Raw genomic sequence first — 11,971 nt, 5'->3', positions numbered from 1 at the left:
AGCCGCGGCGCAAAATCGCTTCCCTGCGCACCACGACAAAGCAAAAGCTGTACCAGTCAATTGCACTGAACCTTCCAGCAAGCCTCATACTCGAAATACTCAGAAGCCACCTACGGAGATAACCATGGCCAGCAAAACAGCAAAGACTGCTCAAGAAGTACTGATGGCGGATTTTCAAACCCTGGTCAATGACACGGAAAGGTTGCTGGAACACACCGCGACATTGGCCGGCGACCAAGCCGATGAACTGCGTTCGCAGATTCACGACAGCCTGCTGCGTGCCCGCCAAACCCTGCAACTGACCGAAGACTCCCTGCGCGAGCGCGGCAAAGCGGCAGTCACCGCCACTGAAGACTATGTCCAGGCCAATCCATGGCAATCGGTAGGCATTGCTGCTGGCGTAGGCTTTCTGATCGGCCTGCTGGCGACGCGGCGCTAATATGGCTATCGGTGAATCCGGCTCGTCCGAGACGGGCCCAAGCTCCTCACCGCGGCGACTGGGTGCGGCTTTCTTGGGGTTGTTGCACAGTCATGTCGAATTGTTCGGCATCGAGTTGCAAGAGCAAAAAGCCCGGACAGTGAGCCTGTTGTTGTTCGCCGGCCTGGCCCTGGTGTTTGCCTTGCTGCTGCTGATCGGGCTCTCGGCACTGGTGCTGATTCTGGTCTGGGACAGCTATCGCCTGGCCGGGATCATTGGCCTGTGTGGTTTCTATACGCTCGCCGCGCTGTTTTGCGCGATGCGCTTGAAAGCAGCGATCTTCGACGAGTCATCGCCGTTCCATTCGACCCTTGAAGAATTGGCCAACGACCGGGAGCGTCTCCTGCCATGAACCCTGAGCTACCACCCAACAGTTCCCGACGCGAAATGCGCAAGGTGTTGATCCGGTTGCGCATGGAAATGCACCGCCAGGAAATCCGCCATGAGTCGCGCAACCTGCTGCAACCGTTGCAACGCGTACGCGGCATGACCCAAGGCTGGCAGGAGGGCTTCGGTATCAAGCACGCGCCGCTCTGGGGCGTCGCCGCGGTGACCTTACTGGGTTTTTTGAGCGGTAAGGGAGCCCGAAGCGGAGGCGTCGGCAGCGTATCCCGTCTGGCGAGACTCGGCGCCAGCCTGGTGCCGCTGATCAAACTGGTGATGCAAGGTTCTCCCCGCAAGGACTAGTCCTGTCGGAATCCGGCTACATTGCAAAACCCCTGGGTCGGACCTCCTTTTCGAGGGGGTTCGATCCTGCCTGTCCATCCGGCAGCAGACCTTTCAACAAGAACTGACCATTTTGACGCCGCGGGGCTCTGGTTCCCCTTGCAGCGCGACGCGCGAACCGGGAAGCTAGCTCATCAGTCACTTGACGGAGAGTACCAGCCTTGGATTGGCAAACCCTGCTTACCCGCGAACGACTCGGAAAGCCGCTGCACAGCCCGGAAGAGCTCGGTCGCAGCCCTTTCCATAAAGACCACGACCGCATCATTTTCTCCGGTGCCTTCCGCCGTCTGGGGCGCAAGACTCAGGTGCACCCGGTTTCCAGCAATGACCATATCCATACACGCCTGACCCACTCGCTGGAAGTCAGCTGCGTCGGCCGCTCGCTGGGTATGCGCGTCGGCGAAACCATCCGCAGCGCCCTGCCCGACTGGTGCGACCCCAGCGACCTGGGCATGGTGGTGCAATCCGCCTGCCTGGCTCACGACATCGGCAACCCCCCATTCGGGCATTCTGGCGAAGACGCAATCCGCCACTGGTTCCAGCAAGCCGCAGGCCGCGGCTGGCTTGATGCCATGAGCGACGTCGAGCGCAATGATTTCCTCAATTTCGAAGGCAACGCCCAAGGTTTCCGGGTGCTTACCCAGCTCGAATACCATCAGTTCGACGGCGGTACGCGGCTGACTTACGCGACGCTCGGCACCTACCTGAAATACCCCTGGACCGCACGCCACGCCGACTCGCTGGGTTACAAGAAACACAAGTTCGGCTGCTATCAGAGTGAACTGCCGCTACTGGAGCAGATCGCCCTTAAACTCGGACTGCCGCAACTGGAGGAACAACGCTGGGCGCGTCATCCACTGGTTTATCTGATGGAGGCTGCCGATGACATCTGCTACGCCCTGATCGACCTTGAGGACGGTCTGGAGATGGACCTGCTGGAATACGCCGAAGTCGAGTCCCTGCTGCTGGGACTGGTGGGTGACGACCTGCCGGAAACCTATCGCCAGCTCGGCCCGCAGGACTCGCGACGGCGCAAGCTGGCGATCCTGCGCGGCAAAGCCATCGAGCACCTGACCAACGCCGCCGCACGGGCATTCGTCGAGCAACAGGATGCGCTGTTGGCCGGTACCCTTCCTGGCGACCTGGTCGAGCATATGCACGGTCCGGCCAAGCGTTGCGTATTGAATGCCAAAGACATGGCCCGCAAGAAAATCTTCCAGGACAAGCGCAAGACTTTGCATGAAATCGGCGCCTACACCACGCTGGAGATCCTGCTGAACGCTTTCTGCGGTGCCGCCCTTGAACAGCACGGCGGGCGCACCCCGTCGTTCAAGAACCGGCGCATCCTTGACCTGCTGGGTAACAATGCACCTGACCCAAGCTGGCCCCTGCACACGTCCTTCCTGCGGATGATCGACTTCATTGCAGGCATGACCGACAGTTACGCCAGCGAGATGGCACGGGAGATGACCGGACGCTCCAGCCCGCAGTAAAAACTTTCGGTCAGCCGCGCGGCAACTCCCGCTGCGGCTGATCGGAAAACCAGTGACGGTAAACACTTCTGCAACTATGAAAAACTTATAGTGGATCCAACCCCTCTCATCATCTATTGAGCCGAAACAAGCAATTCCACAGAACACTCAATAATTATCGAAAACAAGTCTTCCAGCGAATAATCAAGAAACACCCCATATTGCGAGTAGGAATATTTACTAATACCGAATGAAAAATACCTCTAACAAAATCAACCACACTTACATATGGTTTCAAACTTACCACACACCTTATTAAACCTAGTCCATTCGTAATCCTTCGCCTTTTTTGATGTAGGACTTATCCTATATTGCACCTACGGGCCAGTCAGTTCATGCGTGCGCGCCCCCATCTGAGCTAAGGTGCCCGCTTTATTTGCGCTCGTATGGGATGTGATTATGAACTCAGTTTTTATTGTCGACGACCACCCCGTTATCCGCCTGGCAGTTCGTATGTTGTTAGAGCACGAAAATTATAAAGTCGTCGGTGAAACTGATAATGGGGTTGATGCCATGCAAATGGTCCGCGAATGTATGCCGGACCTGATCATTCTCGATATCAGTATCCCCAAGCTTGATGGACTGGAAGTTCTGTCTCGCTTCAATGCCATGAGCCCTCCCCCGAAGACGCTGGTACTGACGGCACAGTCGCCGACGCTGTTCGCGATTCGTTCCATGCAATCGGGCGCCTCCGGTTATGTCTGCAAGCAAGAGGACTTGAGCGAACTGATGAGTGCCATCAAGGCTGTTCTATCCGGCTACAACTACTTTCCGAGTCAGGCATTGAATCCTGTTCGCGGCTGTGATCCTGCCTCTCTCGAACTGGACCTGTTCAAGTCCGTCAATGATCGAGAACTCATGGTACTGCAACTGTTTGCGCAAGGCCGTACCAACAAGGAAATCGCCAAGGGCATGTTTCTCAGCAACAAGACTGTCAGCACTTACAAGAAAAGACTTATGCAAAAACTCAAAGCCAAATCCTTGGTAGAACTTATCGAGATGGCAAAACGTAACGCGCTAGTGTGAGAAACAGGATGCTCAGGGGTTTAAAGGACTGTCTGATAACATTGAGCGCAGGTTTATGCCTGAGCACCTCCGCGTCCGCGGTACAACCCGGACCCGAAAACTACACACTGCTGAGTCGATCAAGCACTGGCCACATGGAAGTCCAACTGGACAAAACACAACAGCAATGGGTTCACAACAAGCGCGAATTGATCCTCGGCACTTCCGCTGCGGACTACCCACCCTTCGATTTGACCATCAGTGGTCATGACTATGAAGGCCTCACCGCCGATTACGCCGGCATCCTCGGCAAGACCCTGTCCCTGCCCGTCAGGGTGCTACGTTTCGCCTCAAGGGAGGCGGCCATTGAGGCGCTCGACAGGGGTGAGTTAGACCTGCTCGGTACCGCCAACGGCTTTGAAGCGGGTAACCCGAACCTGTTGCTTTCAACGCCCTATGCCGTGGACCAGCCGGTGCTGGTGACTCGCGAAAGAGAAAGCCGTTCGCTGACCGATGGGCTCGCCGATATGCGCCTGAGCATGGTGTATCACTACCTGCCGCAAGAGGAGGTCAAGGCGCTCTACCCAAAGGCCATCATTACCGCCTACCCTTCGTACCAGAACGCAATCAACGCCGTGGCCTTTGATCAGGCAGATGTCTTTCTCGGCGACACCATCTCGACTCACTACATGATCAACAAGGGTTATCTGAAAAACATCCAGATGGCCAATTTTGGTAAACATGAGGCTCAAGGTTTCAGTTTTGCGGTACGCAAAGACAATCAGGTCCTGCTCGATATCATCAACGGCACACTCAAGGCCGTTCCAACCGGTGAACGCGAGAGTATCGCCAAACGCTGGAGCGCCGGCAGCGACATACTTCTCACTGATCAGAAGTTGCAACTGACATCACGCGAAGAGCGCTGGCTGAAGCAACATCCGACTGTCCGGGTGATAGTGAACGAGACCTACGCGCCCCTCACTTTTTTTGACGCCGAGAATAACTTCCGTGGCATCACCGCGGATCTGCTTGAACTGATCAGGCTTCGCACCGGCTTGCGTTTTGTGGTTCAACGCAGCCGAGGCGTCAACGAAATGATCAAGCAGATCGAAGAAAACCAGGCGGACATCATTGCCGCCATCCTGCCCAGCAATGAGCGGGAGGGAAAACTCAGCTTCAGTCGCCCTTACCTGCAGAATTCATATGTGCTGCTGACTCAAAAGGGTGCGACCCAGCCGGGCAGCCTTGAACAACTTCAAGGCAAACGTCTGGCGGTCACCCAAGGCAGTCCGGTAGTGAATTTTCTGCGCGATGAATTCCCGCTCATCAGTCTGGTGGAAACCAGCGACACCTTCAGCGCGGCAAAGTTACTCGCCCAAGGCCAGGTCGAAGGTGCCGTGAATTCACTGGTGATCGCCAACTATTTCATCTCCACGCAGCTGTTCCGGGACACACTCCAGATCAGCGCCACCATCGGTACCCAGCAAGCCGCTTTTTCACTGGCCACGGCGCGCAGTGCAACGGAACTGAGTTCGATCATCGACAAGGCGCTGCTGAGTATCGCGCCGGACGAATTGGGCATCATCAACAGTCGCTGGCGTGGTTATAGCACGGCACCGGACAGCTACTGGCGCGATTATCAGCGGCTGATTTACCAGATCGTCATCGGTGCCGGTCTGCTATTGCTGATTTCCCTGGCCTGGAATGCTTATATGCGCAGGCAGATCAACCAGCGGAAAATGGCCGAACGGGCACTCAATGACCAGCTTGAGTTCATGCGAGCGCTGGTCAACGGAACGCCGCACCCGATTTACGTTCGAGATCGGGATGGATGTCTTCAGAGCTGCAACGACAGCTATCTGCAAGCCTTCGGTGCCAGGCGTGAAGACGTCATCGGCAAGAACGTCATGCAGGGAGTGTTGAGCAATGAGGTTGAAGCCCGCCAGTACCAGGCCGATTATCAACGCGTGGTAGCCGAAGGCATTCCATTGCTGGTCGATCGCCCACTGCATATCGGCGAGCGAAAGCTGACGATCTACCATTGGGTTCTGCCCTACCGCGATTCGACGGGAGAGGTCCGGGGCATCATTGGTGGCTGGATCGACATCAGCGAACGCCGCCAGCTATTCGATGAGCTGCGATCGGCCAAGGAACAGGCCGATGATGCGAACCGCGCTAAAAGCACCTTCCTGGCAACCATGAGCCATGAGATTCGTACGCCGATGAATGCGGTGATCGGCATGCTCGAATTGACCTTGAAACGCGCGGATCAGGGTCACCTTGATCGTCCGGCCATTGAAGTGGCGTACAACTCGGCCAAGGATCTACTGGAGCTGATCGGCGATATTCTCGATATCGCTCGCATCGAGTCAGGCCGCCTGAGCCTTGCCCCCGAGCGAGTCAACCTGCACGAGATCGTCGAGTCGGTCATACGCGTGTTCGACGGGCTGGCGCGACAAAAAAACCTCAGCCTGCTGCTGGAGTTCGATTCGAAGCACCAGCAAAGCAATGTATTGATCGACCCTCTGCGCTTCAAACAGATCCTGACCAATCTGGTCAGCAACGCGATCAAATTCACCGAACACGGCCATGTCAGGGTCAGGGTCCAGCTGACACCCGGCGAACAACCGCAACAGGTTCAAATGCAACTGCAGGTTCAGGACACGGGAATAGGTATCAGTGACGAAGACCAGCAACGACTGTTCGAACCCTTTGCCCAGGCGGAGAGTCCCGGCCATCTGGCCGGGACTGGAGCAGGTCTGGGCCTGGTCATTAGCCGCAGTCTGTGCGAGATGATGGGAGGATTGTTGAGCCTGACCAGCCAGATCGGGGCCGGCACTCAAGTTCATGTCTCCTTGCAGATGACCAGCCTCCCTCCCGAAATGACTATGGATGAGGCCAAGCCGGAGCTTCCCGACACAAGCGCGATATTGAACGTTCTGGTAGTCGACGACCACCCGGCCAATCGCCTGCTCATGTGCCAGCAACTTGGATTCCTCGGGCATCACCCTACCGCGGCTCACCAAGGCGCCGAGGGCTTGCAGATCTGGGAAGATGGACATTTCGACCTGGTGATCGCGGACTGCAACATGCCGGTCATGAATGGCTATGAACTCACCCGCGCCATCCGCCAGAGTGAACAACAGCATCAGTCACCCCCCTGCACCATTCTGGGATTCACCGCCAACGCCCAACAAGAGGAAAGGCACCGTTGCAAGCAGGCCGGGATGGATGATTGCCTGTTCAAACCGATCAGCCTGAGCGCATTGAATCAACGCCTGGCAGAGATAAAGCCGTTGTTTCCTGCCAAAAGCACCTTCAATCTTGATGGCTTGCAGCTATTGACCGGCGGTGATCCGCGCCAGGTTCTACGCTTGCTCGGCGAACTCCTGAGCAGCACCCGTCAGGACCTGCAAGCACTGCTCGGGCTACCCCGTGAGGGTGAGCGCCAGGACCTGATCGATAGTGCGCACAAGATCAAGGGGGTCGCCCGAATGGTCCGCGCCTTTACCCTGACCGAGCATTGCGAAGCCCTCGAGCGTTCCTGCACCGAAGGCGCCAGCACCGAGCAAGTCGACGCCTGCCGCAACGCCATTGAACAGGCCATGCTTGAATTGGAGCGAGATCTGCAGCAACAGATCCGGCGGCACACTGGGCAAGTGGAAAAAGCCCCCCGGTACGACCAACAGACCTTGAACAGCCCTCACCGGGGTACCTGATGCAAATCCTCACAGCTTGCGCTCACCGGCCAGGCTGTTTGCGCTCCACACCGGTCGCAACTGCAACTCTGCAATGCAGACTGATCCAGCCTTAACTATGCTGGACGCTGAGCAGTGAGTACGATTTCATGGAGAGCCCTGCAATGCCCAGTCCACTGCGCCCGGATAAACGTCGCTTTCCCCTGCATGTCCATATCAGTGTGATGTTCACCCTTCTGCTGTTGTTTACCGGGGTCGTCCTGGGTCTCTTCAATTACCGGCAAACCACGCAGATCATTCTTTCCAGCAGTCAAAAACTGTTCGACCGGATAGAACAGGATGTGCGACTCGATCTGCAGGCCACCTATGAGCCAATCCGCCATCTGCTCAGCCTGTTGGCCGATTATCCGGACACCCGGGCGCCCGACCTTGAGCACCGACTGGCGCTGCTCAAACCCTTCAGCCAATCGCTCAAGGACAACCCGAAATTGGCATCGCTCTACCTCGGTTACACCGATGGCGACTTCTTCATGGTTCGTCCACTGCGCAACACAGCGCTGAAGGATCATTTCAAGGCTCCGCAGAACGCGGCCTATCAAGTCTGGAGCATCGAGCGCGACGGCAATACCGGGCAAGTCCACTCCCAATCGTTGTTTTTCGATCAGTCACTGGCCCCACTTGGCGGTTACGACTATCCACAAGAAACCTACGATCCACGCACACGCGCCTGGTTTGCCAGTGCGCGCGCAGATGCCGATCAAGTCACCACAGAACCCTATCTGTTTTTCTCGACCCGCAATGTCGGGACCACCCTCGCCCGCCGTAGTGGCGAGAGCGCAGTGATGGGGGCCGACCTGACACTGAGCGAGCTGTCTTCCACGCTGGCCAAGCATGTGGTCACCCCCGACACCCAGATCGCGCTCTTCGATGCCGACGGCAATGCCATTGCCTACCCCGATAGCAGCAAGCTGGTGGTCGACAGCCAGACCGCACGCCTGATCAAGGTCAATGATCTGAACCCGGCTCTGGATGCACTGCTCAAAAGCGATATCAGCAACAACCGCCTCACGGTGGGCAACCGCCAATGGGTCGTTGCCCGCAGCAGCATGCAGGAAGGTGGACCGCGGGGTTTGCAACTGGCACTGCTGGTTCCTGAAGAGGAGCTGCTCGCCGATGCCTATCGAATGCGCTGGCAAGGCGCGTTGATCACCTTGACCACCTTGTTGCTGTGCCTGCCCCTGGGTTGGCTGATCTCGCGAATCCTGGTCAAGCCGCTGCGCGCACTGGTCCAGGAAGCCGACGCGATCCGCAGTTTCGACTTCAATTACCCGGTCACCCGTCGTTCACCGGTGCTGGAAGTCGACCAACTGAGCATCTCGATGGCGCGCATGAAAGACACCCTGGCGAGCTTTTTCGAGATCACCGCCAGCCTTTCTGCGGAAACTCGCTTCGAGCCATTGTTGCAGCGGGTGCTGTTCGAGACCGTGAACATCGGGGAGGCCCAGGCCGGCTTGATCTACCTGCGCGAAGGCGACGGAACTCGCCTTGAGCCCCATGGGCTGATCATCAACGGCACTGCGCAGGATCTGCAGTCGTTCGCTATCCGGGCGCATGACCCAAAAGACCCGCAAAGCCCCAACTGGCTGCAGCATCTGACCAGCAACGCGAATGTCGTCACCACCCTTGGATTCGAGCAGGCAGCAGACCTGCAGAGCGTACTGCTGGCTCTCGAATGCCCAAGCGTTCACCTGATCGGCATTCGCCTGCACAACCGCCACAACGAGACGGTCGGCATACTCACCCTGCTAGTGGCCGATAGCGGCAACCAAGCAGACCTGGAAAAGCTGCGCCCCGACCGGATTGCGTTTATCCAGGCAGTTTCCGGCGCAGCGGCGGTCTGCATCGAAAGCCAACGACTGCAAGCCAGACAAAAACAGCTACTCGACTCATTCATCCAGCTACTGGCCGGCGCGATCGATGCCAAGAGCCCATACACCGGGGGCCATTGCCAGCGGGTACCGGCCTTGACCCTGATGCTCGCTCAAGCGGCAGCGGCCAGCCAGCAACCGGCATTCAGCGCATACCAACCCACCGAAGATGAGTGGGAAACCTTGCATATAGCCGCTTGGTTGCACGATTGCGGCAAAGTCACCACGCCCGAATACGTGGTCGACAAAGCCACCAAACTGGAAACACTCTACGACCGCATTCACGAAATTCGAACCCGCTTCGAAGTGCTCAAGCGCGACGCCTGGATCAACTACTGGCAAGCCCGTGCATTGGGCGCTGACGAACAGCAAATGGCCGAGCTGCGCAACGCCTGCCTGGCCGATCTCGACGACGACTTCGCCTTCATCGCCCGCAGCAACCTCGGCAGCGAAACCATGGCCGAGGCCGACTTGCAACGGCTACGCAGGATCGCTCAACGGACCTGGACCCGTACCCTTGATGATCGCCAGGGGGTTTCCTGGGAAGAGCACAAACGCCAGGAACGCACGCCTGCCCCCACCCTTCCGGTCACTGAACCATTATTGGCCGACAAGCCCGAGCATCTGTTGGAGCGTGCCGAAGCCGAGCTCATCCCGTCCGACAACCCGTGGGGGTTCAAGCTCGATGTGCCGAAGTACAAGTACAACCGCGGCGAACTCTACAACCTGAGCATTACTCGAGGCACATTGACCTTCGAGGAACGTTACATCATCAATCACCACATGGTGCAGACCATCAGGATGCTCAGCCACCTGCCCTTTCCCGGCCACCTTGGCAACGTCACCGAAATCGCCGGCGGTCACCACGAAAAGATGGATGGCAGCGGTTATCCGAAACAGTTGAAACGCGAGGAGATGAGCCTGGCGGCACGGATGATGGCAATTGCCGATATCTTCGAGGCCTTGACGGCGGCGGACCGCCCGTACAAGAAAGCCAAGACCTTGAGTGAAGCACTGGGCATCATGGCCACCATGTGCCGCGATGCCCATATCGATCCCGAGTTGTTCGGGCTGTTCATTCAGGATGAAATCTATCTGCAATACGCCCATAAATTCCTGCAGCCGCAGCAGATCGATGCGGTAGACCCTGACAGCCTGCTCGGCATGGCCGGGCTGAGCGCCTGATCAGCAGTCGCTCAAGCGCAGGAAAATCGCCGCCAACTGCTCGATGCCGGCCTGGTCCTGCTCGGTAAAGCGCGCCAGCCTGGGGCTGTCCAGATCCAGTACGCCAATCAATCGACCGTCTTTGACCAGCGGCACCACCAGTTCACTGTTCGACGCACTGTCACAGGCGATATGCCCGGCGAACGCATGCACATCCTCGACCCGTTGGGTTTGCAAGGTCGCGGCGGCAGCCCCGCATACACCGCGACCGAACGGGATTCGCACGCAGGCGATCTGGCCCTGAAACGGACCAAGAACCAATTGCTCATCGCGATTGAGGTAGAACCCGGCCCAGTTCAGATCATCCAGCTGGTTGAACAAAAAGGCCGAGAACTGCGCGGCGTTGGCAATGAAGTCACGCTCATCGGCCAATAATGATTCAAGCTGGGCGCACAACATTGCATAGCCATCGAGGCCCTCAGCGCTTTTGTGCAAATCGATCATGTTTTTTGCTCCAGCAATTTCAGCCCCACCCAATACCGCGCGAATTGATAGGCGCAACGCCCGTTGCGATTGCCGCGTCCGGTCGCCCAGCGAACCGCGAGGATCTCCAGCTCTTCAGTGCGCTGCCATTGCAGGTCGGCCTTGCGCGCCAGCTCGCCGATCCAGTGCTCGACCACATTGAGAAAGTGTTCCTGGGTGAAAGGATAGAACGACAACCACAGGCCAAAACGGTCCGACAGGGCAATCTTGTCTTCTACCGCTTCACTGGGGTGCAGCTCGCCATCGACCCTTTTCCAGTTCTCGTTGTCGCTCTGGTTCTCCGGAACCAGGTGTCGGCGATTCGAGGTCGCGTACAACAACACGTTGTCCGGAGCCTGTTCCAGCGAGCCGTCGAGCACGCTTTTGAGGACTCGATAGTCGCCTTCGCCCGCCTCGAACGACAAATCATCACAAAACAGCACGAATCGCTGTGGCAGCTTTTGCAACTGCTCGACCACTCGCGGCAAATCCGCCAGATGATCGCGCTCGATCTCTATCAGCCGCAGACCGGCCTCGGCGTGCTCGGCCAGCAACGCCCGGACCAACGAGGATTTTCCGGTCCCACGCGAACCCCAGAGCAACGCGTGGTTGGCCGGCAGGCCATCGAGGAACTGCCGGGTATTGCGACCCAGCTGCTCGCACTGCTTATCCACCCCGATCAGATCGGACAAGCGCGTGTCCAGGCTGACCTCCAGTGGCAACAGGTAGCCGCTGCGTCCTTCACGCTGCCAGCGGGCGGCCAGGCACCCGGCCCAGTCGATGGTTTGTCGCGGAGCGGGAAGCAAAGGCTCAAGGCGAGCCAGAACCGCATCGGCGCGTTCAAGAAAAGCATTTAATCGAGAATCCACGACTTCTCCTCAGACACGTTCACAGTAATGATGTTGTCCATACACAATC

The 11,971-nt window shown here is 57.7% G+C and carries 9 protein-coding genes; 7 read left to right on the top strand and 2 right to left on the bottom strand.

The window, feature by feature from the left end; genetic code table 11:
• Positions 1-124: 124 nt before the first annotated feature.
• The 7 genes from F8N85_RS21280 to F8N85_RS21250 all read left to right on the top strand — a co-directional run bounded on the left by F8N85_RS21280 (position 125) and on the right by F8N85_RS21250 (position 10,552).
• Positions 125-439: a DUF883 family protein gene (locus F8N85_RS21280; protein WP_150805495.1), complete on the top strand. Its 315-nt coding sequence runs from the start codon at positions 125-127 to the stop codon at positions 437-439.
• A gap of 1 nt (position 440) precedes the next feature.
• Positions 441-830 (top strand): phage holin family protein, encoded by a 390-nt coding sequence (locus F8N85_RS21275; RefSeq protein WP_150805494.1) that lies wholly within the window; start codon positions 441-443, stop codon positions 828-830.
• On the top strand, positions 827-1,165 hold the full coding sequence (locus F8N85_RS21270; protein ID WP_150805493.1) for a hypothetical protein: 339 nt from the start codon (positions 827-829) through the stop codon (positions 1,163-1,165). Before F8N85_RS21275 ends, F8N85_RS21270 begins: the two co-directional genes overlap by 4 nt.
• 200 nt (positions 1,166-1,365) lie before the next feature.
• Entirely contained in the window at positions 1,366-2,697 is a 1,332-nt protein-coding gene (locus F8N85_RS21265; protein WP_150805492.1) for a deoxyguanosinetriphosphate triphosphohydrolase, read from the top strand.
• Positions 2,698-3,135: 438 nt separating this feature from the next.
• On the top strand, positions 3,136-3,762 hold the full coding sequence (locus F8N85_RS21260) for a response regulator transcription factor (protein ID WP_150805491.1): 627 nt from the start codon (positions 3,136-3,138) through the stop codon (positions 3,760-3,762).
• Positions 3,763-3,770: 8 nt separating this feature from the next.
• Positions 3,771-7,460: a transporter substrate-binding domain-containing protein gene (locus tag F8N85_RS21255; protein WP_150805490.1), complete on the top strand. Its 3,690-nt coding sequence runs from the start codon at positions 3,771-3,773 to the stop codon at positions 7,458-7,460.
• A 143-nt stretch (positions 7,461-7,603) separates the two neighbouring features.
• Positions 7,604-10,552 carry an HD domain-containing phosphohydrolase gene (locus F8N85_RS21250; protein WP_150805489.1) on the top strand — a complete coding sequence of 983 codons (2,949 nt, stop codon included), beginning with the start codon at positions 7,604-7,606 and terminating at the stop codon, positions 10,550-10,552.
• Here F8N85_RS21250 and F8N85_RS21245 read toward each other — a convergent pair whose 3' ends face one another.
• Both F8N85_RS21245 and F8N85_RS21240 read right to left on the bottom strand, forming a co-directional pair.
• Positions 10,553-11,035, bottom strand: a complete 483-nt coding sequence (locus tag F8N85_RS21245) for a GAF domain-containing protein (RefSeq protein WP_150805488.1) — start codon at positions 11,033-11,035, stop codon at positions 10,553-10,555. It lies immediately after the preceding gene.
• A complete protein-coding gene (locus F8N85_RS21240) occupies positions 11,032-11,922 on the bottom strand; it encodes an ATP-binding protein (RefSeq protein WP_150805487.1) in 891 nt (296 codons plus the stop codon). Before F8N85_RS21240 ends, F8N85_RS21245 begins: the two co-directional genes overlap by 4 nt.
• Between the last annotated feature and the right edge of the window lie 49 nt (positions 11,923-11,971).

The sequence above is a fragment of the Pseudomonas fluorescens genome (genome assembly GCF_902497875.1).
Taxonomy (GTDB): Bacteria; Pseudomonadota; Gammaproteobacteria; order Pseudomonadales; family Pseudomonadaceae; genus Aquipseudomonas; species Aquipseudomonas fluorescens_BR.
The sequence above is the reverse complement of the archived record's forward strand: the minus strand, read 5'-3'. Positions and strand labels throughout refer to the sequence as shown.